Source organism: Acinetobacter sp. AC1-2, assembly GCF_016124155.1.
Classification (GTDB): domain Bacteria; phylum Pseudomonadota; class Gammaproteobacteria; order Pseudomonadales; family Moraxellaceae; genus Acinetobacter; species Acinetobacter calcoaceticus.
The window spans coordinates 299489-323113 of the sequence record NZ_JABFFO010000001.1 but is presented as its reverse complement, the minus strand read 5'-3'; the positions used below and the strand labels follow the sequence as shown (position 1 = coordinate 323113).

Annotated in this window: 21 protein-coding genes and 1 pseudogene; 8 read left to right on the top strand and 14 right to left on the bottom strand. The window is 37.0% G+C overall.

The features are described 5' to 3' along the window. Positions 1–2 precede the first annotated feature (2 nt). Together xdhB and xdhA are read right to left on the bottom strand one after the other, a co-directional pair. On the bottom strand, positions 3–2378 hold the full coding sequence (gene xdhB, locus HL290_RS01440; protein ID WP_198495383.1) for a xanthine dehydrogenase molybdopterin binding subunit: 2376 nt from the start codon (positions 2376–2378) through the stop codon (positions 3–5). Position 2379: 1 nt separating this feature from the next. Next, on the bottom strand, positions 2380–3879 hold the full coding sequence (gene xdhA / locus HL290_RS01435; protein WP_198495382.1) for a xanthine dehydrogenase small subunit: 1500 nt from the start codon (positions 3877–3879) through the stop codon (positions 2380–2382). Positions 3880–4140: 261 nt separating this feature from the next. On the opposite strand from xdhA, the gene folE reads away from it, so the two are divergent. Both folE and blaADC read left to right on the top strand, forming a co-directional pair. Beyond that, entirely contained in the window at positions 4141–4689 is a 549-nt protein-coding gene (gene folE / locus HL290_RS01430; RefSeq protein ID WP_005039113.1) for a GTP cyclohydrolase I FolE, read from the top strand. Between the two features lie 151 nt (positions 4690–4840). Beyond that, positions 4841–5992: an ADC family extended-spectrum class C beta-lactamase gene (blaADC, locus tag HL290_RS01425; RefSeq protein ID WP_198495381.1), complete on the top strand. Its 1152-nt coding sequence runs from the start codon at positions 4841–4843 to the stop codon at positions 5990–5992. Positions 5993–6060: 68 nt separating this feature from the next. On the opposite strand, the gene HL290_RS01420 is transcribed toward blaADC, so the two are convergent. From HL290_RS01420 to hemE, 4 genes are all read right to left on the bottom strand, one after another. Then, positions 6061–7953, bottom strand: coding sequence for a DUF4105 domain-containing protein (locus tag HL290_RS01420; RefSeq protein ID WP_198495380.1), 1893 nt, complete (start codon positions 7951–7953; stop codon positions 6061–6063). A gap of 61 nt (positions 7954–8014) precedes the next feature. Next, entirely contained in the window at positions 8015–8485 is a 471-nt protein-coding gene (locus HL290_RS01415; RefSeq protein WP_092706332.1) for a DUF3015 family protein, read from the bottom strand. A 150-nt stretch (positions 8486–8635) separates the two neighbouring features. Further along, the gene (locus HL290_RS01410; protein WP_198495379.1) at positions 8636–9430 is read right to left on the bottom strand and encodes a DUF817 family protein; all 795 of its coding nucleotides are present in this window, start codon (positions 9428–9430) and stop codon (positions 8636–8638) included. A gap of 5 nt (positions 9431–9435) precedes the next feature. Further along, entirely contained in the window at positions 9436–10509 is a 1074-nt protein-coding gene (gene hemE, locus HL290_RS01405; RefSeq protein WP_003650543.1) for a uroporphyrinogen decarboxylase, read from the bottom strand. A 302-nt stretch (positions 10510–10811) separates the two neighbouring features. Between hemE and HL290_RS01400 the strand changes: the two genes are divergently transcribed. After that, a complete protein-coding gene (locus HL290_RS01400; protein WP_045429942.1) occupies positions 10812–12050 on the top strand; it encodes a L,D-transpeptidase family protein in 1239 nt (412 codons plus the stop codon). A gap of 189 nt (positions 12051–12239) precedes the next feature. Further along, positions 12240–12926, top strand: a complete 687-nt coding sequence (locus tag HL290_RS01395) for a pirin family protein (RefSeq protein WP_198495378.1) — start codon at positions 12240–12242, stop codon at positions 12924–12926. Between the two features lie 34 nt (positions 12927–12960). On the opposite strand, the gene HL290_RS01390 is transcribed toward HL290_RS01395, so the two are convergent. Further along, a complete protein-coding gene (locus tag HL290_RS01390) occupies positions 12961–13203 on the bottom strand; it encodes a hypothetical protein (protein WP_080758357.1) in 243 nt (80 codons plus the stop codon). Positions 13204–13250: 47 nt separating this feature from the next. Continuing rightward, complete coding sequence (locus HL290_RS01385) at positions 13251–13874, bottom strand: transcriptional regulator (RefSeq protein WP_198495377.1); 624 nt, start codon at positions 13872–13874, stop codon at positions 13251–13253. A 255-nt stretch (positions 13875–14129) separates the two neighbouring features. On the opposite strand from HL290_RS01385, the gene HL290_RS01380 reads away from it, so the two are divergent. Both HL290_RS01380 and HL290_RS01375 read left to right on the top strand, forming a co-directional pair. After that, on the top strand, positions 14130–15098 hold the full coding sequence (locus HL290_RS01380; RefSeq protein ID WP_198495376.1) for a threo-3-hydroxy-L-aspartate ammonia-lyase: 969 nt from the start codon (positions 14130–14132) through the stop codon (positions 15096–15098). A 116-nt stretch (positions 15099–15214) separates the two neighbouring features. Then, positions 15215–16126: an ornithine cyclodeaminase family protein gene (locus HL290_RS01375; RefSeq protein ID WP_198495375.1), complete on the top strand. Its 912-nt coding sequence runs from the start codon at positions 15215–15217 to the stop codon at positions 16124–16126. Between the two features lie 68 nt (positions 16127–16194). On the opposite strand, the gene HL290_RS01370 is transcribed toward HL290_RS01375, so the two are convergent. From HL290_RS01370 to HL290_RS01345, 6 genes are all read right to left on the bottom strand, one after another. Then, on the bottom strand, positions 16195–16749 hold the full coding sequence (locus HL290_RS01370; RefSeq protein WP_198495374.1) for a TetR/AcrR family transcriptional regulator: 555 nt from the start codon (positions 16747–16749) through the stop codon (positions 16195–16197). Positions 16750–17552: 803 nt separating this feature from the next. Beyond that, on the bottom strand, positions 17553–17759 hold the full coding sequence (locus HL290_RS01365; RefSeq protein WP_004643550.1) for a hypothetical protein: 207 nt from the start codon (positions 17757–17759) through the stop codon (positions 17553–17555). Positions 17760–17827: 68 nt separating this feature from the next. Beyond that, a complete protein-coding gene (locus tag HL290_RS01360; protein ID WP_003650533.1) occupies positions 17828–18055 on the bottom strand; it encodes a hypothetical protein in 228 nt (75 codons plus the stop codon). Positions 18056–18162: 107 nt separating this feature from the next. Next, the gene (locus HL290_RS01355) at positions 18163–18378 is read right to left on the bottom strand and encodes a cold-shock protein (protein WP_003650532.1); all 216 of its coding nucleotides are present in this window, start codon (positions 18376–18378) and stop codon (positions 18163–18165) included. 524 nt (positions 18379–18902) lie between these two features. Then, on the bottom strand, positions 18903–20309 hold the full coding sequence (locus HL290_RS01350) for a molybdenum cofactor biosysnthesis protein MoeA (protein ID WP_198495373.1): 1407 nt from the start codon (positions 20307–20309) through the stop codon (positions 18903–18905). 54 nt (positions 20310–20363) lie between these two features. Further along, entirely contained in the window at positions 20364–21425 is a 1062-nt protein-coding gene (locus HL290_RS01345) for a NucA/NucB deoxyribonuclease domain-containing protein (RefSeq protein ID WP_003650526.1), read from the bottom strand. An 895-nt stretch (positions 21426–22320) separates the two neighbouring features. Here HL290_RS01345 and HL290_RS01340 point away from each other — a divergent pair. Then, positions 22321–22527 (top strand): type II toxin-antitoxin system Phd/YefM family antitoxin, encoded by a 207-nt coding sequence (locus HL290_RS01340; protein ID WP_045429906.1) that lies wholly within the window; start codon positions 22321–22323, stop codon positions 22525–22527. A gap of 41 nt (positions 22528–22568) precedes the next feature. Next, positions 22569–23497, top strand: a pseudogene (locus HL290_RS01335) (DMT family transporter). The last annotated feature ends 128 nt before the right edge of the window (positions 23498–23625 follow it).

Here is a 23625-nt window from a genome sequence, read left to right as displayed (position 1 = left end):
TTCTATATTTTAGCTTGTGGGCGGTCAGCCAAAGCTTGTCCACGCCCAATAGCAATTGCACGTAAAATTTCTTCGGCAGTTGCCGGAGCATTAAGTACGAGCGGTGCATTTTCTGGAATAGCCGCCTGTACCGCCTGACGAATTGCAGAGAAAACAGATAATGCCAACATAAATGGAGGTTCACCTACCGCTTTGGAGCGATAGATGGTGTCTGCCTGATTTTGGTTATTAAATAGTTTGACGTTAAAAATATGAGGAATATCAAAACTAGTCGGGATTTTATAAGTTGAAGGTGCATGCGTAAACAAGCGTCCTGCGTGTGGTCCTTGAGGCTGCCAATACAGCTCTTCTGTCGTTAGCCACCCCATCCCTTGAACAAAACCACCTTCAATTTGCCCAATATCAATTGCAGGGTTAATGGACCTCCCGACGTCATGCAAAATGTCAGCACGTAATACTTTCATTTCCCCAGTTAAGGTATCTATTGCGACCTCACTGACTGCTGCACCATAGGCATAATAGAAAAATGGACGCCCTAAATGGTTGACCTGATCGTAGTGAATTTCTGGTGTTTTATAAAAACCACTGTCCCATAGTTGCACACGTGCCATATATGCCCGTTGAACTAAGTCAGGAAATGTCCATGAATGTCCATTCACTGTTGAAACCATACTATCTTCAAACTGGATTTGCTCAGCATCACTTTGACTTATTTCTGCTGCAAGTTTTGCCAGACGCTCACGAATTTTAATACAGGCATTTTGCACAGCTTTACCATTTAGATCCGCTCCACTCGATGCTGCGGTTGCCGATGTATTTGGCACACGAGAAGTATCGGTTGCAATTAAGCGAACACTATCGATTGGTAAACCCAACTCATGCGCAGCAACCTGCCGTACTTTGGTATATAGCCCCTGTCCCATTTCTGTACCGCCATGCGTAATAGAGACAGTACCATCCATATACACATAGACCAATGCACCTGCCTGATTGTAATGCACTGCATTAAATGAAATACCGAACATTAATGGTGTTAATGCAATACCACGCTTAATGATGTCATTGTTCTGATTAAAGGTATAAATGGTTTGTTTACGTTTCGCATAATCACTACTTTGCAACAATTCGGCCACCAGTCGAGGAGCAACATTATCACGGACTTCTGCCCCATAATGCATACGATCACGTCCGGCACCGGGCTGCTCGGCAAAGAAATTACGCTGACGAATTTCAACTGGATCACAACCTAAATAACGAGCAATATCATCAATAATATTTTCAATGACAAACATGCCTTGCGGTCCGCCAAAACCACGATATGCAGTATTGGAAACAGTATTGGTTTTACAGCGTAAGTTACGCAACTGAACCGTATTTAAATAATAGGCATTGCCAATATGACAAATAGCGCGTTCATTCACTGGCCCAGAAAGATCAGCTGAAAAACCGCAGTTTGAAGCCAACTGCACTTTTAAGCCTTGCAGAACACCACGGTCATCAAAAGCCACAGACCATTCATAAGCAAAACCGTGACGTTTGCCTGTGGCGCTCATATCATCATCACGGTCTAAACGTAATTTACACGGACGGCCTGTTTTTTGTGCTGCCAAAGATGCAATGCATGCCCATTGTGCAGACTGCGACTCTTTGCCACCAAAACCACCACCCATACGGCGGCTTTCCACACTCACCTGATGCATATTCATGCCTAATGCATGACAAATCAGTAGCTGCATTTCTGTTGGATGTTGTGTTGAGCAATAGACTTTTAGGCCTTGATTTTCTTGTGGGATAGCATAGGAAATCTGTCCTTCAAGATAAAAATGCTCTTGCCCACCTAGCTCAATAGCACCTGAAAGTTGATGTGCTGCATTTTGAAATGCCTGTTCAACTTCACCATGGCTAAATTCAACAGGTGGCAATACCCAAGATTCTTTTTCAATCGCATCTTGAATCGTTAAAATCGGAGTCTCGGGCACATACTCAATTTTTGCCAAACGAACTGCCTGACGGGCTTGCTGATAACTCTCGGCAACAACCACAAACAAGGCTTGTCCATAAAATTCGACCTGCTCCTCGGCAAAAATCGGGTCATCTTTAACAATTGGTCCCCAATTGTTTTCAACCTCAATATCTTTTGCTGAAAAAACTGCATGGACGCCATTGGCCTGACGTACTGCATCCAAATCAAACTTACTGATTTTACCTTTGGCACAACTCGATAATCCGACTGCTAGATGTAATGTATTTTCAAGCTCGGGTAAATCGTCAATATAAGTTGCCTGCCCAGTCACATGTAAATGTGCACTTTCGTGTGGAATGGAGTCGCCTGCTTTAGCAGATTTTTTAGAAACACTTAAGTCAATGGTTTGGTTCATGTTAGATCTCCACCATAGCAATCAAGTCATTCACACGAGTGATCGTTTGAGACAGGATTTTTTCTACATAAAACCGCTGTAAACAGTTTTTCGCGACTTGTAAACGATATGCCGAGCTAGCCCGTCCATCATCTAGAGGTTGATAGTCTTGCGACAACACTTGCTGTGCCTGAACCATCAATTCCGCTGAAAGTTGCCGACCTTCCAATATGGCTTCTGCATATTTTGCACGTTTGGGAATAGCAGCCATGCCACCAAAAGCAATTCTCACATTGTGAGCAACATAATGAGTATCTAACTCGCATGAAATAGCCGCACATACCGCAGAAATATCTTGCTCAAAACGTTTGGCAATTTTATAGCTGGCAAATTTAAAGCGCGTCTGCCCTTCACGAAGTGGAATAACAATCGCTTCAACAAACTCACCAAGCTGTAATGCTGTTTTTTGATAATCTTGATAAAAGTCTTCCAAGGCGATTGCACGGGTCTGTTCACCTACACGCAAAATCAATCGTGTACCTAGCGTAATTAATGCCGGCATTGAGTCACCAATAGGCGAACCATTGGCAATATTTCCACCTAGGGTTCCAGCATTTTTAATGGGCATGGAAGCAAAACGGCGCTGTAATTCTTGAAAGTCAGGATAAAAATCTGAAATTTTTATGAGTGCATCACTCAAACTTACATTTGCCCCAATCGTTAAAGCGTGGTCGGTAACTACAATCTTTTTCAGCTCTTCAACCTGACCGATATAAAGCATATCGCCTAAATCACGGCCTTGCTTGGTTACCCACAAACCGACATCTGTGCTACCAGCGACAATACGTGCTTGCGGCAATTGCAAACGTAAAGCGGCAAAATCCTGCAAAGTCTTTGGTGCAAAAAATTGCTGACCATGATCATTCAAATGCAATGCAGGTAATGCTTTGATCTCTTTTAATACATCAAGTACCTTTTGGCGTTCTAATACAACACGTGGATAGTCATAAGCTTTTTGTGCTGCATCTAAAATAGGTCGATAGCCTGTACATCGACACAAGTTTCCAGAAAGATAATCACTGATTTGATCTTTGCTTGGTGAATGTTGTTCATTTTCATACATTGACCATAACGACATGATAAAACCGGGTGTACAAAAACCGCATTGTGAACCGTGCAAATCGACCATCGCCTGTTGTACCGGATGAAGCGTTCCATCCTGAGTAGGCAATAACTTATGAAGATCTTCTACTGTAAATAAGGCCTTACCATCTAAAGTCGGTAAAAACTGAATACAGGCATTCACACTCCGCAATTGCAAGCTGTCATTGACCAACTCACCAATCACGACTGTACATGCACCACAATCGCCCTCAGCACAGCCCTCTTTTGTACCGGTCTGCCTAGTCTTACCAGTTTGGGTATATTCTCGCAGAAATTGTAAAACCGTCATGGTAGGTAATACATTTTCCACTTGCTGCTGACCACCACGGAAAAAAAAGGTGATTGGACGTTCTGACATGTTTTATCCTTATGCTCTATAACACTGCATCTGTGCAAATATGATGCCACTAGGCGATCATTTAGAACTTACCAATATTAAATGCATATTTCATGTTCAAACTCTTGACTATTAACGATAAAAAACATGAAATTTATTCATCTTTTATTAAACGCGCGCAAAACCAAAATAAATATAGTGCGTCGAGTTATGAACATCTGGTTATGTTTCTGATACAATGCCGAGCTTGTCTAATAGAGTAAATTTATACGTCTTATGTCAATGCAGCAATCGTACGCAAATATTCTGACTGCCGTCGGTGAAGATCTTAATCGTCCCGGCCTTAAAGATACGCCTGTGCGTGCGGCTAAAGCTTTTTCATATTTAACTTCTGGCTATAGTAAAACTTTAGAAGAAGTCACCAATAATGCTGTTTTCCCATCAGATAACCATGAAATGGTATTGGTGAAGAATATTGAATTCTATTCGCTTTGCGAACATCATCTCCTCCCGTTCTATGGCCGTGTTCATATTGCCTATCTACCGGAAGGCAAGGTTCTTGGCTTATCTAAATTTGCACGTATTACTGAAATGTTTGCACGCCGTTTGCAAATTCAGGAAAACTTGACTCAGCAAATCGCTGAAGCTGTGGCTGAAGTGACTGGGGCTCGAGGTGTTGCTGTCGTCATCGATTCAGCACATATGTGCATGATGATGCGTGGTGTAGGCAAACAAGAGTCAACCACTCGTACAGTTTCATTTATCGGAGACTTTAAAACCGATAAAGAATCACGACGTGAGTTCTTGAGTGCAGTACCAGAAAGTTACTAAATTCTTTTTAGTGATAAATTTAAAAGCCCAACTTAGTTGGGTTTTTTTATATCTAAATACAGCGTTTATTCTATAAAACATAACAATTAAATTATGTGATTTTTGTTATAAAAGTACGTCCCTTCACTTTAAAATGTTTGATGAGTTGATAATGCGATTCAAAAAAATTTCTTACTTAATTCTACCTTCTCTTTTTATTTTTAATACCTCAATTTATGCAGGTAACACATCAAAAGAACAAGATATCAAGAAGGTTGTTGATCAGAACTTTAAACCATTATTAGAAAAATACAATGTTCCCGGTATGGCGGTTGGTGTCATCCAAAACAATAAAAAGTACGAAATGTATTATGGCCTACAATCGGTTCAAGATAAAAAATCCGTAAATAGCAATACCATTTTTGAGCTAGGTTCAGTCAGTAAATTATTTACTGCCACGGCAGGTGGATATGCCAAAACGAAAGGGAAAATCTCTTTTGACGACACCCCAGGAAAATACTGGAAAGAGCTAAAAAATACACCGATTGACCGAGTGAACCTACTTCAACTTGCGACGTATACGAGTGGCAACCTTGGCTTACAATTCCCAGATGAAGTACAAACAGACCAACAAGTTTTAACTTTTTTCAAAGGCTGGAAACCTAAAAACCAAATTGGTGAATATAGACAATATTCAAACCCTAGTATTGGCCTATTTGGAAAAGTTGTAGGCTTATCGATGAACCAACCTTTTAGTCAGGTTTTAGAAAAGACAATTTTTCCGTCTCTTCACTTAAAACATAGCTATGTGAATGTTCCTAAAACTCAGATGCAAAACTATGCATTTGGCTATAACCAAGAAAATCAGCCGATTCGTGTGACCCCAGGCCCACTAGATGCCCCTGCCTACGGGGTTAAATCTACATTACCAGACATGCTTAGCTTTATTGATGCCAATCTAAATCCACAAAAATATCCGGCAGATATTCGACGCGCAATTGACGAGACTCATAAAGGTTTCTATCAAGTCGGTACGATGTATCAGGCGCTTGGTTGGGAAGAGTTTTCTTATCCAGCTCCTTTACAGACTTTATTAGACAGTAATTCTGAACGAATCGTGATGAAACCTAATAAAGTGACTGCTATTTCCAAAGAACCTTCAATCAAGATGTTCCATAAAACTGGTTCAACTAACGGATTTGGAACCTATGTCGTGTTTATTCCCAAAGAAAATATTGGTTTAGTCATGTTAACCAATAAACGCATTCCAAATGAAGAACGTATTAAAGCGGCTTATGCTGTACTAAACGCGATTAAGAAATAATTGTCTTTTCTGAAAAACAAAAAAGAGAAATGAATAATCTCATTTCTCTTTTTTCTTGGTAATACTGCTTAAAAGAACCAAACGTAGCCTAAACTAGATTTCATCCAGTCTTGATGATTTCGTTGTTCATAATCCCAGTTTAATCGAACGGCATTATTACTATTAATCACATATTGCCATTGGGTATTTACTCTCAAATTCCATTGATTTTGGTCTTCCCAATATGGCAATTCAATTTGCACCACAGAGTTAAATCGATCAAACCATTGGTTCATACAACCTAAAGTTGGGCCCATTCCCACACGCCACCCTTTATCTAGATTTGAGCCTGTTTGAACATAGGTTTGTAGTTGCCCATAGCAAATATGTTTGCGCTCATAGTCTGCAAGACTGTAACCAACCTGAGCGTTAAAATTCGCTACACCGTGCTGTTTTTCTTCACTAAAGTTTCCATCATGAATTGCTTCTTGACGCCAGCCTAAGTTAAATCCCCAACTCAGAGGTGCTTTAAAAGGTTGAATCGGGTTATAGGAATTTACTTCTAACAGATCAAGACGTTCTAGTTTTAAATGATCGTCTCGCCACTGTGCATTACCATTTAAAAATAGTAATTGAGTCCCCGCGCGGTATCCCCCTTGAGGATCTATTAAGTCGTGATAGGCTTGTCGATGACCAATTTCGATAAACTTATCACCTTGGACTTCACCAGCTTTCACTGAAATATTACGTGCATTATGGCCTTGAGTTGGCTCTTTTTCTGGTCGTTTAGGTTCTTGACGCTGTTTGTCTAAATCAATCTGGCTTCTTAAAGCCAAAAGCTGACGTAACTGTGGCTGAGCAACGCTTTCTTCTATTTGACGGCTGGTAAATTGAAGATATAAATCATCGTAAGCCATCTCTAGAATTTTGGCCTGATCTTGCTCACTAAAGGATTTTAAAACCTCAGAAGACTGCTTAATTGGCATCATCGCAATTTGATGTGCAACCTTCGCTAAAGAAGCACCATGCTGATGAGCTTGGGCCAATAGCTGAGTTTCTAAAGCAGGCCGATATACAGGAGCTTTGGTGAACCCTTGCTGTTGCATCGATTTAATGGTTTCCATCGGAATAGATGCATAAGTAAACTTTTCTTGTAAGTTAGACTCAGGTTTTACTAAATCGACCAAGCCTAATAACCTATAGGCGCAGTTATCACTCACGAAATAATAAGGGAAACTTACATGCTGCATTTCCCAAATATGGCTTACTAAAAACCGCGTTTCTTCAGGGGAAAGTTTCAGCTCATATTCCCATAAATCACGGCTTTCGAAATCACCATACTCTTTTACCTTACGATAATAAGGCATGAGTGAATATTCACCCGGATATTGCCCTGTTAAACCTTTCCATGCATATGACCAGTTGTCGTTCCCCGCCACAGTTGCTGCATAATTTACGGCGTAAGAGACTAAATTTAATTGCTGCTGATCTTTGGGGTCTAAACGCAATAAAGTATGACCAAACATCGAGCTAGGATTGCCCATAAAATCTGTCGCATAAATTAATGTGGCTTTATAAGGCTTAATCTGTCCAATCCAGTTTTCAAATTCTGAACATTTTATTTGAGGCAATTCATTTTCTTGAATACCTACTTTTTGCATGAGCCATTGGCTTCGAGCCGGAAATTTACAGCGAATCGACTGATTATCTTGAGCAGGCATAAATAATGCCGAGATGTCAGCTTTCAGTTCTTCTTTTAAATTATTTTTCCCATTTTCTGACATGAAATAACCAGAATAAGTGACGTCACTTTTATGGTTTTTATTTGCATACATGAGCCTTTGCCATGTAATGTCTTGATCTAGATTTTGTTGTTCTGCAAAGGACCAATATTTTTGAATAGATGGATTTATTTCTGCTGAATACGCAATATTAACTGCCAAAGAGGCAAAAACCAAAACAACTGACTTCATTAAGCTCATCAATTTTTATCATTAAATATAAGAAAAACCCTGCCATACGACAGGGTTTTCAATTTCAAACTTATACGTAAGCTTTTAAAACGTCGTCTTTAGCCATTACAGTTTGTAATGATGCTAAAACTTGAAGGGTATTTTGATTATTTGCTGAATAGATTTCACCAAAGTTTGCTTTTGAAACTTTAAAGAAACGGTCTTTATCTTGAGGTTTAATTTGCATTAACTCAGCAAGTACGTTCAGGCTTTCACCTTGGCCTACTGCCATATCACGTGCTAAAGCTTCTGCATTTTCATTTGTGAATGTTACAACTTGCGCTGTTACTGTCCCGCCTTGACGGCAGCCTAAAGTACCGAAAGTGATCCCTAATAATTGGTTAGTAAAAATACCGTTTGTTGTTGCAGCAAGAATTTTAGGCGCTACTCCTTTTTTGCCAGCCCATACTTGTGTACCCGCACCACAACCCACATCGTTGTCAGCCATTGCAACACTTGAACCAGCTGCTAACAATGCAGCTAAAGCTATTTTTTTTAACATAGATGTATATCTCCAAAAATCATTATTGATTGTTTCTTATGTCTTGTATTGTTATGTGTAATTTTTATTACACGATATTAAAGATAGCGAGAAGGCTACGATTTAGCAATTAAAAAATAAACAATATGATGAAAAGTGCTAAAGAAAAATTTACCTTAAATTCCAGTTACCTTGATTATCTCGATTGCCTAATATTTTAAGCACAAGTACTAGACTTAAAATTAATAATAAATACCACGATCCTAGCTTGCCCCATCCCACCATATGCCAAGCATCGACCTGACTTGGATAGAGCCAAATTTTATAAAATGTACTTATATTTTCAGCAACCCAGATGATAAACGCGAGCGTTAATAATATCGGTAACATCGGGATTTTAAATTTATGTTCATTTATTTGAAAATAAAGTTTCGTTTTCCAGAAAATAAAAATACTAATCGCAAATAAAATATAGCGAATATCAGGAACAAAAAATTTACTCATAAAATTTATATATGAGAAAAATGCCAGTAAAAGCATAGTTCCAAAACTTGGAAGCTTTTCAAAAGAAACCTGAAACAGTCGTATTGACCGTGCAAAGAAACTACCTACAGCCGAATACATGAAGCCTGCAAATAGAGGCACTGTTAAAATTTTAAATACGGCGGGCTGCGGATATTGCCATGAAGCAATTGCAGGATGCGTTAGGAATATTTCCATGACCATCGCCATGACGTGAAATAAAGCAATGACTTTAGCCTCTGCCCATGACTCCAGTTTTAAATAGAGTAAACAGATCTGGATCAGCACAGCATAGATGAGTAAATAATCATAACGATAAAAACCCATATATTCATGGCTTCCCATCGGTGCTGTTAAAGCAAAAGCAATTAAAAGCAAAATACCAAACAAGGCTGCCGAAACAGCCTTGCCGATAAATTGAAACGGTAAAGTTAGATATTGCACAAAAACTATCCTAGATATTTAGCACTATACTCATGCACTGTATCTACAAAGATTTTTGGTTGTGCAGGGTCCACCCACTGGGTAATCCCATGGCCTAAATTAGCGATGTAACCCGTCTTTTCACCATTTGCGTAGGCATCATCCAACATGGCTTTCACTGCTTTTTCAATTGAAGCAGCCGAACCATATAAAACAGCCGGATCAAGATTTCCTTGTAAAGCTACGCGTCCAGCCACCGTAGTTCGAGCTGTATCTAATCGCGTAGTCCAATCTAAACCTAATGCATCTGCACCTGTGCTAATCATTGGTTCCAACCATTGGCCACCACCTTTAGTGAACACAATGATAGGAATACGTCGACCGTCTTTTTCACGTTGCAAACCAGCAATGATTTTATTCATGTAGTTTAAAGAAAATTCGACATATTCACGATGTGCCAATGCCCCGCCCCAGCTATCAAAAATCTGGATCGCCTGAGCACCTGCATCAATTTGAGCATTTAAATAGTCAATTACAGAGTCTGCTAAATGATCAAGCAAAGCATGCAAAACTTCTGGTTGGGCATACATCATTTGCTTGGTAAAACGGAATTCTTTACTTGAACCACCTTCAACCATATAAGTTGCTAAAGTCCAAGGGCTACCCGAAAAACCAATCAGTGGAACTTGACCACCCAAAGCAGAGCGAATGGTGCTTACAGCGTTCATGACATAATCAAGGTCTGATTTTGCATTCAGCTTTGGTAAATTCGCCACATCTTGTTCAGTACGCACTGTTTTATGGAACTTTGGTCCTTCACCTGTTTCAAAATAAAGACCTAAACCCAGTGCATCTGGAATTGTTAAAATATCTGAAAATAAAATTGCTGCATCTAAATCATAGCGACGCAAAGGTTGTAAAGTCACTTCACAGGCAAAATCTGTATTTTTACATAAGGATAGAAAGTCACCTGCTTTTGAACGTGTTTCACGATATTCAGGCAAATAACGCCCTGCTTGACGCATCATCCATACCGGAGTGGTATCTACAGGTTCGCGTAACAAAGCACGGAGGAAACGATCATTTTTCAAAGTCGTCATTACCAATCTCTATCTTCTTTATGTGGCAGCATCATATCAAAAACAGAGACATTTTTATAATTTCAATTTCACACAAAAAACTCGTCAATCTACTAAAAAATGCATATTTACACAAAACTCTACTGCAAGCTGTGGGGTTTTCTGCAATACTTGCAACATGTTACATTGGGGTCATTGATATTCTTTTAATCACTAAATTGCCAATCTTGGGCTCATAGAAATGAGTTATTGGTAATTTTATGCACTTTAAGATCACATCAATCCTCCTATTGCTTATATGAAAATTCTTAAGGTTGAATTACATGTTTGTTCGCTCATTACTCGCTATGAGTTTAAGTTGTATTATTGCTAATGTTGCTTTTGCTGCTTCAACAACTGAGCAACCCCTGAACCCTAAAAAGGTATCAGCTCCTGTAGAAGATCCGATTGATCCTTTAGCAGTAGATGCAGCTTCAACTGTACAAGCTCAAGCTCCAACACAAATTACTGCTCAAGAACAAAATGACTTAAATCGAGCGTCAACAACATTACAAAACTTGCAGAAAACAGAAGACCCAAATGCTGAGTCTGGTATTGCTGCATCTACACCAGCAGTAGCTAAAAGCACAACAGCGTCTAAGGCTGCACCAGTGTCAGCTGCTTCATGGACATTAGATGGCTTAAATTCGGCAGAATGGTCTGAAAATATTGGTAAGGGTCAACTTCCAGTTTATGCACGTGCCCATGTGATGCTTAATAATGCACATGCATCACCAGGTGCAATTGACGGCATGAGCGGTAAAAATACCTTAAAAGCAATTTCTTCATTCCAGCAAATGAATGGTTTATCGCCTACTGGTGAACTTACCAAAGAAACTTGGGATGCATTGGTTGCGAAACAAAACAAGCCAGCATTTATTGAATACACCATTTCTGATGCTGACTTAAAAGGCCCATATGCTGAGTCGATTCCTTCTGACTACGCATTACAAGCCAAAATGAAAGGTTTGTACTACACTCGTGTGACCGAAATGTTGGGCGAGAAGTTTCATATTGATGAAGGTTTCTTAAAGAAATTAAACCCAACTGCGACATTCAAAAAAGCGGGTGAAAAAATCATTGTTCCAAACGTGCGCAATGATTTACCAGAAGATATTCATTTGATTATTGCCCATAAAGGCGCAAAACAATTGTATCTCTTCAATAGCCGGAACCAAATGATTGCCTCATTTCCTGCAACAATTGGCAGTACTGATACGCCTTCTCCGGCCGGTACTTACAAGGTAGTTGGTGTGGCTCGTAACCCATGGTACAGCTATTCACCTTCGAACTTCGTACAAGGTAAAAACTTAAAACCTCTTTCTTTACCACCTGGCCCAAATGCCCCTGTTGGTAATATCTGGATTGGTTTAAGTAAAAAATCTTTTGGTATTCATGGAACACCAAATCCATCTTTAATTTCTAAAACAGCATCGCACGGTTGTATCCGTTTGACTAACTGGGATGCAAACGATTTAGGAAGTAAAGTACGCTCTGGCGTAACTGTTAAGTTCCTCGAATAATTAAATATTTTCATAAAAAAACCTGTCTTTATGGCAGGTTTTTTATTGCAAAAAAATGCAACAAAAAGACAAAAAACTCAACATCATATCAATTATGAAACGACATGTTGCAGTTATTCTATTTTTTCACTCCCGATATAGCATTAATATATTTCTCAATAGATAAATAAAAATTTGGGAGATTAGATCATGAATGCTTACGTACATCGTGGTGAAGATCGTGGACACGTTAAAGCGGGTTGGTTAGAGTCATATCATAGCTTCTCATTTGGTAGCTGGTACAACCCTAAATATATGGGTGTCAGTGCTTTACGAGTCATTAATGACGACAGAATTGATGCGCATAATGGTTTCGGTACGCACTCGCATGACAATATGGAAATCTTAACCTGTGTGTTAGATGGTGCAATTTCGCACCGTGACACGATGGGAAATGAAGGCCAAATTAAAGCAGGCGAATGGCAGTTAATGAGCGCTGGTACAGGTGTTGCCCACAGTGAAGTTAACAACACTGATACGCCTGTACATTTATTACAGATCTGGATTATTCCAGATGTAAGAGATGCAGAGCCAAATTACCAGCAAATTAGTCTTGACCCACGTAATGATCCAAACAAATGGCATTTAATTGCAGGACCTGATGCAAATGCACCGATGCATATTCGTCAAAATGCAGAGATAAAATCTGCCGTATTGGAAAAAGGACATGAGCTAAGTGTTGATCCGGTTAAAAAAGTGAATTATATCCACGTTATTTCAGGCGTAATTCGTATCGGTGATCAAGAAGTTAAAGCAGGTGATGCTTTCGTGTTTGAGGATAAAGCGACGATTCAGGCAAATGAAGATAGTCAATTTATCTGGTTCGATTTACCTTAAGTTAATCAAAAGCCCTTTGAACAAAAGGGCTTTTTTAATCTCCACCACCACCGCCCCCATCACATCCTCCTGAATCTGAAGATGATGATGAACAGTCATTTGAATAACTAGAACTATGATGACTAGGGCTATTATCGTGAAAATGATGGGTTGAAGAAGATGAATGATCATGCTCGCCAGATGACGAAGATTTTTTTAAATTTCTAAGCAGTGCAATTAAACAAATCAGACCAATACTGGAAAAAATTGCAATAAATACAATAATAAATAACTTCAAATAACGACCTCCTTGATCAAGCTAAATACACATTAAAATAAACTATTTTAAGTTTCTTTCACATACAAATAGGCACTCGCTCTTGATATACCTAAATGTTGTGCAACCGTCTCTACAGCCTTTTTAATGTCTAATAAACCATTATTCTTTAACTCATGTATTAATTGTTTTCGCTCATTGAGTTTTAACATACGCGGTGTAGTCGCATGTTTTGATGCAAATTGATCGATATATCTTCGAATTGCTTCAGACCCATTCGGTTCCAAATTTTCAATAATGTTGTCAGTTTCAATTTTAGTAAACTGCTCTAAAGCGCTTTGCATGCCCCTAAACAGGGTTAAATCAATATTCATACATAAAGCGGCCACATATTCGCCCTCTTCATCTTTAATACCAATAGAAGTACTTTTTGCGGAACGACCATCAGCAAACTGGTTTGCATAGTTTGAAATAATATTTGGAAATTCTGGAGACATAATTCTTGCCAGCCCTAACTCTGTTGCAGGATCTCCAATTTTTCGACCAGATAAATTATTGTGTATTGAGAGTATGGCATGCTCAGGATTTGTTAAGTCATGGACAACAACTTCGCAAAATGGGAATAGAGTTTCACTTAACCCTTTCGCGATTGTATCTAGTTGAGTGAGTAAATGTTTATCACGATTTCCCAATGTATTTCCTCCAAATGACTTGCTTACTATTTAAAACCCTAGCGTGAAGTATGTAATAGTAATTTAGACTTTTTATCTAATTTTAAACTTAATGTAAATCAAAATCTTATATCTCATTGTTATCACATCAGAAAATAAAATTAGACATTTTATCTAAATATATATATTTTATCTAAACAAGGTCAATATATTGTGCGTTGCTTTCGCAATACGAAATCTTGCATCCGAAAACATTGAATAGAATTAGGTTTAATTATGAAAAATTTAACCCTTCCAACTTATGAAGATGTCGCAGCCGCTGCTGAACGTATTAAAGGTTTTGCAAATAAAACCCCTGTTTTAACTTCACGTACTGTTAACAATGAATTTGAAGCAGAAGTATTCTTTAAATGTGAGAATTTTCAGCGTGTTGGCGCTTTCAAATTTCGTGGTGCAATGAATGCGCTTTCACAGTTCGATGAGGCTCAAAAAAAAGCTGGTGTGGTTGCTTTCTCTTCGGGAAATCATGCTCAAGCGATTGCGCTGTCAGCAAAAATCCTTGGTATTCCAGCAACAATTATCATGCCCAAAGATGCTCCTGCTGCAAAAATGGCAGCGACGCGAGAATACGGAGGCAATATTGTTGAATATGACCGCTATACAGAAAATCGGGAACAAATTGGAAAAGAGATCGCCGAAAAAAATGGTCTAACATTAATTCCATCCTATGATCATCCGCATGTTATTGCAGGTCAAGGAACCGCTGCAAAAGAGCTATTTGAAGAGGTTGGTGAGTTGGATTACCTCTTTGTAGGTTTAGGTGGCGGTGGTTTATTGGCGGGGTCTTCCTTATCTGCCCGTCAACTCTCTCCCAACTGTAAAATATATGGTGTTGAACCTGCCCTAGGAAATGATGGGCAAATGTCCTTTAGAAAAGGAGAAATTGTTCATATTGATATACCTAAAACAATTGCCGATGGTGCTCAAATTCAAAGTTTAGGCAAATTAACATTTCCTATTATTCAACAGAATGTAGATGACATTTTGACTGTAACAGACGAAGAACTCGTTACCGTTATGAAGTTTCTTGCTGAAAGAATGAAGATGGTGGTTGAACCGACAGGATGCCTTGGATTTGCAGCTGCCCGTAATTTGAAACATGAGTTAAAAGGCAAACGTATAGGCATCATTATTAGTGGTGGGAATGTCGATATTTCTAAATATGTAGAGTTTTTATCAGCTTAATAAAAGTCGATGTCTATCTATGATGTCAGTTAAAGCATCATAGATAGACATTCAATATGCACATGCCTCTCGACTTGGTCGCGTCTTAATTTAAATATTCACTTTTGGAGATGGCTATGAGATTTATTTCTGAGTCTGAATCTTCTGCTCTAATCAATCATGACCTCGCTTACGATGCCATTTACGAAGCTTTAATTGCTGCAACTCAACCCGACACTAAAAGTTTTCCTGTGGTTCATGGTCAAGCATCCGATACAAAAAATACGTTTAGTATTAAATCGTCTGCTAATCAGCACTTAGCTGGTCTTAAAGTCGGTTCGTTTTGGGAAGATAATCCTAAAAATGGTTTACCTCGCCATAACGCGCTCATTTTATTATTTAATCAAGCGAATGGAAAAATGGCGGCAGCCATCGAAGCAGGCAAAGTGAATGCATTCCGTACAGCAGCTTCTAATGCAGTTGCAACCCATGTACTGGCAAGAAAAGATTCAAAAGTATTAGCCATATTTGGTACAGGAAATCAGGCCAAATATGAATGCGAGGCATTAGCGAGAATTAGAAACTTCGATCAGATTTTGATAGTAGGACGCGACCAAAGTAAAGCTGAAAAAATGGCAGAAGACCTAAAAAAGTTAGGGATTGAGATTAAAATTACCAAGGCAAAAGAAGCTTGTGAGCAAGCGGATATTATTGTGACAGCGACTTCTTCGAAGATTCCGCTTTTTAAAGCAGAATGGATAAAAGCCGGTACTCATATTTCATCGATGGGTTCCGATAAAAAAGGTAAACAAGAACTTCCACCAGAATTATTTTCACAGAGTGGTTTATTTTGTGATCTGAATTCCCAGTCTAAAGTTATTGGTGAATTCCAACATGCGTCTGAATCTGCAATTTTAATCAATATCGGTGATGTACTTTCAGCAAACGCTCAAGGAAGGCAATCTCAGGAACAAATCACAATTTATGATAGTTCAGGGTTATCTATACAAGATTTATATATCGCCCAAAAAATTTTAGAAATTTCTTAATATTTATCATTTAACTGCATCATTCAGGCTGATGCAGTTAAATGATAAGGTATTTCTTTTCATTTGCATTAAATAAACTGCATTAAAAAATAATCCAACAAGCGTTCCCTTTCCCCAGCCTTATTTGGGTCTAAAAGTTGAACCATTGCCCCATCAATCACAAACAAGAACATGTGTGCATCTTGCTTTGAAGCATTTGCATTGGTTGTTAAAAGCAAATTATAAATTTCATTAATAAGCCAGCTTCGATAGTCAATTACCACCTGATACGCCTTGGGATGTGTTTTCGCAATTTCAAAAATGGCTTTAAAGGGCAAATGATAAAGGCCATCTAAGTTCGCATGTAAGAAATAAATTTTGCGAAATTTTTCAAGCAGGGTTAAGTCTTTTTGAACATAAATAATTGAAATCACCTCTTGTTTCAGCCCATCTTTTTGAAAATTTAGGCTCATTTCAATGAGACGTTCTTTTGAGTGGAAGTAATTATAAAAAGTTGCTTTCGGAGTTTTCGACGATTCAATAATTCGATCCACCCCGACTTTATGAAAGCCATATTTATTAAAAAGATATCGAGAGGTATGAAGCACGCTTAAAGCACGAAATGGAAGATCTGAATGTGGCATATTTTTACCGTTATAAATTAAATTTTTGTTGTATATAAATGAGATACAAAATCCGCCACCTTTTTTGGGAGAAAAAAAGGCATAGCAAAGCCATAAAGACTGTGCTTGGCACATCTCAAGTTTTATTGTTGAAATAAGTTTTTAGCCGTAATGACTTAAAGTCTGAAAAGCCGATGAGCCTTCAAACTGTTTAAAGATGAATTAAGTGGTGTCGTTATAGCTTTTGGCAAAGGCTGCCAAGAAATTAAGAATGTGCAAAGCCAACTCCTTTTTATTGGGAGTTCTGCCAGACATTAATAAGAATTATGGTGGCAGAACGGAAGAAGGTTGACAGACTAGTAATAACTCAAACTAGCACACCCGAAAGTGTCCCTCTCCCGTCCTACCGCTACGGGAGGGAACGAGTGGTACACCACACAAGGCTATTCCTCAGAAGGAAAAGCTCTGATGCGGGAGTTATTATTCAGCCTGTCAAAGCCGACTGGCAATGTGGCCAGCAGGCAAAGGATAAGCTTCACATTTGTTGCAGTCAAGCACACAAAATGACATTTGCTTTAAATTAGATCATTAAAAAGTAAGGTTAAATAATAAATAAGTTATTGTTAAATTAGGGTTTATAAAGTTGCGGAATTTTGAGATATAGGGGTTTAGGAAACTAGAAATGCGCTAGTGCGGCTTCCGCCACCTGCGCTTTATTATTAAAGTTATTGTGTAATTGAGTATTTGCAATGTGCCCTAAAGCTATGAGGTTTTCTATTTTTAAGAACTCTATCCTGCAACGTTAAATGTACTACGTTGATAGATTAATTTATTTTATCAATTTTAAAAATTTTACCACTTAGGGTACTTTGAAAAAACATTTCAAAACCCGGTCGTATATCTTCACCTTCAACTGTAATGTATTTTAAATTAGAAAAACATTGAGTATTAGCGAAATAATTATCTACTGTTGCCTGAATGACGTATTTAATTCCAAACTGGTCTTTGACACTGATATTTTGTTTAAGCATAACGATATCCTAATAAAATTATGGCAGAAATAATGGACCCGCCTAAATATCCAATAGCAAACTGAGTTTTAACTAACTCTATAATCTAATTTAAATAGTTGATTTATAGACGCATAAAAGGTGCGACCATCTAAATTTAAATCAACTTCAATTCCAGAGGAAAGAAGAACTCTTTTACCAACTTCAACAGTTTTAAAACCTTCACGTGTATTTTGTATTCTATTTAGAGGAATTAAAGACACTAAAATTTCTGTACCATTTTTAGATTTTGCAATTAAATCATTTATTTTTAACAATTTATATCCTAAATTAAAATTTACTTATAATCTTAAAATAATTTTAAAATTAATTTAAAGTGAAAAGCACTCATTAGTGCTTTTCATTTATGACTGCTTATAATTATTTATAGAGCAACAATATTTACAGCATTTGGGCCTTTTTGGCCTTGTGCAACACTGAATTCAACACGTTGGCCTTCAGCAAGAGTTCTGAAACCTGAGTTAGCGATTTCGCTAAAATGAGCAAAAACGTCTGGTCCTGATTCTGGTTGGATAAAACCGAAACCTTTAGCTTCGTTAAACCACTTAACAGTACCTTTCATGATATTTGAATTAGACATAATACATCCTAGTTTTTTTAAAAATTTAAACCATTTTATTGGTTATGAGTAACATCGAAATAATAAAGAATGGAGCTGAAAATCTGAAAAAAACGAAGGATTATGACTAATACTGCGGTACTTAGAGAAGATTTACCAAACATGACTTTTTCTAGTTATGTTCATTGTATACGAAAAATAAAATTAATCAAGTTTTCTAATATATATATTTATTTTATTTATAAAAAGTTGAAGTTCTGGATTCTGAGTGTTTATAAGGGATTTGCGCTCAATGCGGGCAGGCAAAGGACTGTGCTCTACCCTTTTGCAGTCAAGCAAATGACATTTGCTTTAAATTAGATCATTAAAAAGTAAGGATAAATAATGAATAAGTGATTGTTTAAGTGGGGTTTATAAAGGTGGGGAGTTTTGAGAGTTACAGCTTTATAGAGCAAAGTTTTGAGGGTGTAACCTTTTTAGAAAGTACAAAGGTTGCAAAATTCTGAGGTTACACCGCCCAATTAAGTTATAAATAGAAATTAGACTTAATCTATTTTCATAAAATATAAATCGGTGCCTTTTGCAATGACCTGCTCTTGAAACGGAACCATCACAATACAGTTCGCTTTAAAAAACGGTTCAATTTGATATGGCTGTTGTTGCTCAATAATTTCTAATAAATATTCACCATTTTCTTGAGCCTTATAACTTCCCCATAACAATTTTCTGTTTGTCGTATCAGGAACAATCTCTATGTCAGCTTTACCTTTAAAGTAAGCATGATCAAAAAAGTCTGAGATATGCTTATTCAAAATATATTTCACAAAAGCATGCATCAGAATTGCAATATCTTGGATATCACCCGGTAAATTAATAATAGTCGCTTTATCTTCTGTAACAACTACTCGCATACCTTTATGATTACCGCTTTCATCATATATCTGCACTGTCTCACGACTAGGTGGAGTCCTATCTTTGCCTTTTAGAATTTTAATTTCATTCGCTGGTATACAACGTGTATTTAAGGCCGATGACATGCTGCTTTGATCAAAGATTGGAAGTTTTTCAAGCTGAAATAAAGAAGAACGGTTATTTTGATATGTGCAGCAAATAATGACATCAAAATTTGAGGTGTGTTCTTCAAAGAACTTTATATATTCGTCTCTGCTTGTCGTTAATGAGTCATCTAAAGCTGGGTCATTATCTTTTTTAAGATTATTAAATGCTGCATCGAAACGTTCAGGTTTAAGTAATTTTATTTCTACGTGTTCATATCCCCATGTTTTCAAGACATCTTTAACATAGAGACTTTCCTCGCTCATTTCATCTTCATCAAAAGAATGCATACTTACAATGAGAATTTTGGGATTCTTATATATAGATAATTCTTTGATTCCAGCCCGTCTTAAGGCAATTAATTTTTCAGGAGTAATTTTCTCATCTTGTTTTAAAATCACATCGCCTTGTTTAAATATACTGCCCTTCGGAATAACACCATGCATGGCTAGAATAGAACCAGTAATCTTTTTAGCATCGGTATCAGAAAGATCTAATCTTTCATCTTGTTCAGCAATGACTGCATCTAAAGACTCTGGTAATTTTGTATAGGCAGGAATCTCTAACAAACTTGGAGCTTTTAGGTCTAATTTATAGGGATTAATTGATCTATAAAGCTGTTGTCCCCAATAGTACCAATGAGTAATTAATAAAGGGCTTTCTTTACTTGCAGTTTGAGTTATTTCTGAATTAATAGCCCATCCTGCATATCCTGATAAATTATGTAGAGGATAGTCCTGTAAAGCATACACATCACTTGCATTAACTTGATTTATTGCGTCATCCAGCTCTACAGTTTCTTTTAAATCGCCTTTTGGCAAATTTATATTGATGTGATAAAAAATGTCCGTTAAATGATTTGGTAAGTTATCTGGTACTGGAAGTTTTTTTTGCATAAATATAATTCCTGGAAGTACCTCAAATAGGAGGTACTTCGCTAATTTTAATTATTAATCAACATTAATAAAGAACTTATCGCCATCTAAAACGCGTTCAGCATTGAAGAAAGATCCTAAAAAACTACCTGCTCTACGGTTGTCAGAAGCATCAATTTTTTTCACCGAAGCCCCTGTACCACCTTGGTGGGTAGCTGCAAATGGAAATTCATCACAATCACAGTCAGTCGCGACTTCATCTGAATCGCCAGTAAAGAAGCATTTTGAACCAACAGTTGGACCATATTTAACTTTGCACATTTTCACAGATTCAGCTCGATTATCTTTACGAGTTTGAGCATCGCGTAAACGAGTTAAAGGACTTGCACTTGAACTCGGAAAAACTGAGTTAGGTGCTCCAGCTATAAACTTACCAGGTTGTCCAGCTGCAAATGCTTCTTTAATGTGCTTTGCAGATTCATCTACATCGGGATTAGTGACTTTAATTGTAGTAAGGACAGGTGGTACATCTGAATATACACATCCTTTCGTATTTGCCTTAGCTTTACCTATATCACAACGTACACCAGGACTATAAATACCTGGATCATAACTTGCAGCATCATTAAATGACGCGTTTGCTTTAACGACTTGAAAAGACACACTAGGAGATAATGATAATGGGTTTGAAGAAGCTAACTCTGTATTAGACGGCGTGAAAGTTGTTGTAGATTCTAAAGATAACCCATTTACTAAATTAATTGGATTGCCATAGACAGTCTTTGCTGTGCAATTATAACAGTACAACTCAGGTCGTACTTTTAGAGAATCGCCAAGTTGCCCTATAATTTGTGTGCGCAGTTTATATTTAAAAGTCCAAGTTAATGCATTTTTTGGATTATCAGAATAAACATATGCAACCACTTTCGCAGTACCTACATTTAATCCTTTTGCATCAGTCAATGGAATTTCAAATGGTTCGGACTCTAAACAATGCGCCCCTCTGTTTATATAGCTATCTAGATCTTTTCCAACTTTTTTACAAATTGGTGATACATCCAAAGCACTAGCAGCATGGCTAGTTGTTACTATGAATACTGAAGCTAAAGCTATTATATATTTAGTTATATTTAACATGAAGTTTCCAATTTTATAAATTTAAAAAATCACTCTAATAAGCCATTTTGGCTTACCAAAATGAGGGAGTATAATATAACAATTAAAAAAATAAGTAAATTTATTGATTAAAATTGATATGTTACATTTACCAATTGGTATTTTTAAAATTTCATAGCATAAAAAAAATAAAACACTATTCACGTAATTATTATTCACAAACTTATCTAAACATCTTTTGTTTAAACTATTTTATTAAGCTTTATTTCAATGTATTCAAATAAAAATTATATCCAAACGCTTAGACATCATTGTTTTGAGCCGCTCCTATCTTGGTCTTCAAAAGAAATTTTTAATTATTTTCTGCTTAAGTATTAATCAGCTGTATGAATTTATGTAAAGCAATAAAAAAAGCCCTAAACCATTATAGTTTAGGGCTTTTTAAGTCATATAAAGCTATTCGAGTTTATATGACTTTAATGTCTTGGTAGGTATATCCAATACCAAACAAATTCATAAAATATTGATAATTAAATATTTTAAAAAATAAGTCATACTAATGATACAAGCCATGATACAAAAATACTTCTACTGTTTTTTCTATAGCTTTATATCAATACCTATCTTCTCACTTTAATTTAAGAAACAGCTAAATTTTAGAGGTTACAAAGGTTACTGAGGTTACAGCCTTATGGGGGCAAGGCTTTCAGGGCGTAACCTTTTAAAAAAGTAAAAAGGTTACAGATTTCTGAGGTTACAAATCAATTTCATAAAAAACTTAAATCTATATCGAGAAACACTTCATAAAGCCACATCCACCCATGATAAAAATTCATTCATCCTTGAGAATAAATCCGTTGAAGAGAGTTGTACATTTCCCCTATCGTGAAAATGATTTAGTCAGGGAGAACTACAAATGAATCAGTGGAATTATTCAAATGCCAGAGCACAACTTACCATGATTATGGAGCAAGCTATCGCTGGGCATCCTGTAGAAATTACTCGCAGAGGCCGAGAATCCGCAGTTGTTATTAGCAAAGCGTCTTATGAAGCTTACAAACAAGCTGTCTATGATGTTGCTTACTATAAAATCTCAACATCAAAAGAAAATTCAGAAGCTTAAACCCTCTCCAAAAATACTCTTTATTCATGCAGCAAGGTTCCATGAAGCTCAATATTTCTTTAATTCAACTTGGTTCCTTGTTTGCATTTATCTCTGCATTTCTATTTAGCAGTAAAGCCATTTTTATTAAACAGGCATATAGCCTTACTTCGTCATTAGATGCCATTACTCTAATGGCTATCCGTATGGGAATTGCTCTACCCTTCTTTTTAGTAATCTGTTGGTTTTGTCGCCATCAAAATCGCAATATCAGGCTAAGAGATATTCTATATTTACTTTCTGTCGGCTTATTAGGCTATTACATTTCTAGTTGGCTCGATTTCTATGGCCTCATGTTTATTACGGCGTCACTAGAGCGAATAATTTTATTCTTATATCCGACTATGGCCGTTTTAGCATCGAGTTTTATCCTCAAGCAAAAACTAAGTTCAAAAACAATATTTGCACTGATCTTAAGTTACGGTGGAACAGTCATAGTTATGCTCCAAGAGCAGAAAATGCTTCCAGACCAACATAACTTCTGGTTTGGAGCAAGCTTAGTGTTTGCCAGTGCTGTTGCTTTTGCTTGCTATCTTTTGCTTGCTATCTCTTGCTTACACCACCATTAATTAAAAAATTTGGTTCGTGGAACTTAACGGGACTATCTTTATCAGCAGCTTGTATAGGTACTCTAATACATTTTCTGGTTGTAACTAGTCATCCTATACAACTACTTACAGCTTTACCTATACAAGTTATTTGGTACGGAATCTGTTTAGGTTTATTCGTTACTGTTCTACCTACGCTCCTATTGATATTGAGTATAGAATACGTAGGAGCAACACAGTCCGCTATTATTTCATCCATTAGCCCCATTGTTACTATTCTGTTTTCAGTCTTCCTTTTAGGCGAGCATTTAAATACAATCCAATGGCTAGGTTGTTTTCTTAATATTTTTGGTGTGATGCTTATTACACTTAAAAGAAAATAAAACTAATAATTAAATTATAAAAAATATATTTTAAGTATTTTTATTATCTATTTTTAATGATGATAAAAAGTCATTAACTCATGATTATTTATCGTGCTCGACTAACTATTAAAGTGCCCATTTAAAAA

Excerpts from the sequence above, each read along its gene's own strand:
- HL290_RS01395 (WP_198495378.1), top strand. The coding sequence starts at position 12,240 with ATGAATGCTTACGTACATCGTGGTGAAGATCGTGGACACGTTAAAGCG.
- HL290_RS01370 (WP_198495374.1), bottom strand. The coding sequence starts at position 16,749 with ATGCCACATTCAGATCTTCCATTTCGTGCTTTAAGCGTGCTTCATACC.
- HL290_RS01355 (WP_003650532.1), bottom strand. The coding sequence starts at position 18,378 with ATGTCTAATTCAAATATCATGAAAGGTACTGTTAAGTGGTTTAACGAA.
- HL290_RS01420 (WP_198495380.1), bottom strand. The coding sequence starts at position 7,953 with ATGAGCTTAATGAAGTCAGTTGTTTTGGTTTTTGCCTCTTTGGCAGTT.
- HL290_RS01400 (WP_045429942.1), top strand. The coding sequence starts at position 10,812 with ATGTTTGTTCGCTCATTACTCGCTATGAGTTTAAGTTGTATTATTGCT.
- hemE (WP_003650543.1), bottom strand. The coding sequence starts at position 10,509 with ATGACGACTTTGAAAAATGATCGTTTCCTCCGTGCTTTGTTACGCGAA.
- HL290_RS01350 (WP_198495373.1), bottom strand. The coding sequence starts at position 20,309 with ATGCAAAAAAAACTTCCAGTACCAGATAACTTACCAAATCATTTAACG.
- HL290_RS01340 (WP_045429906.1), top strand. The coding sequence starts at position 22,321 with ATGAATCAGTGGAATTATTCAAATGCCAGAGCACAACTTACCATGATT.
- xdhB (WP_198495383.1), bottom strand. The coding sequence starts at position 2,378 with ATGAACCAAACCATTGACTTAAGTGTTTCTAAAAAATCTGCTAAAGCA.
- HL290_RS01345 (WP_003650526.1), bottom strand. The coding sequence starts at position 21,425 with ATGTTAAATATAACTAAATATATAATAGCTTTAGCTTCAGTATTCATA.
- HL290_RS01415 (WP_092706332.1), bottom strand. The coding sequence starts at position 8,485 with ATGTTAAAAAAAATAGCTTTAGCTGCATTGTTAGCAGCTGGTTCAAGT.
- folE (WP_005039113.1), top strand. The coding sequence starts at position 4,141 with ATGCAGCAATCGTACGCAAATATTCTGACTGCCGTCGGTGAAGATCTT.
- blaADC (WP_198495381.1), top strand. The coding sequence starts at position 4,841 with ATGCGATTCAAAAAAATTTCTTACTTAATTCTACCTTCTCTTTTTATT.
- HL290_RS01375 (WP_198495375.1), top strand. The coding sequence starts at position 15,215 with ATGAGATTTATTTCTGAGTCTGAATCTTCTGCTCTAATCAATCATGAC.
- HL290_RS01365 (WP_004643550.1), bottom strand. The coding sequence starts at position 17,759 with ATGCTTAAACAAAATATCAGTGTCAAAGACCAGTTTGGAATTAAATAC.
- xdhA (WP_198495382.1), bottom strand. The coding sequence starts at position 3,879 with ATGTCAGAACGTCCAATCACCTTTTTTTTCCGTGGTGGTCAGCAGCAA.
- HL290_RS01380 (WP_198495376.1), top strand. The coding sequence starts at position 14,130 with ATGAAAAATTTAACCCTTCCAACTTATGAAGATGTCGCAGCCGCTGCT.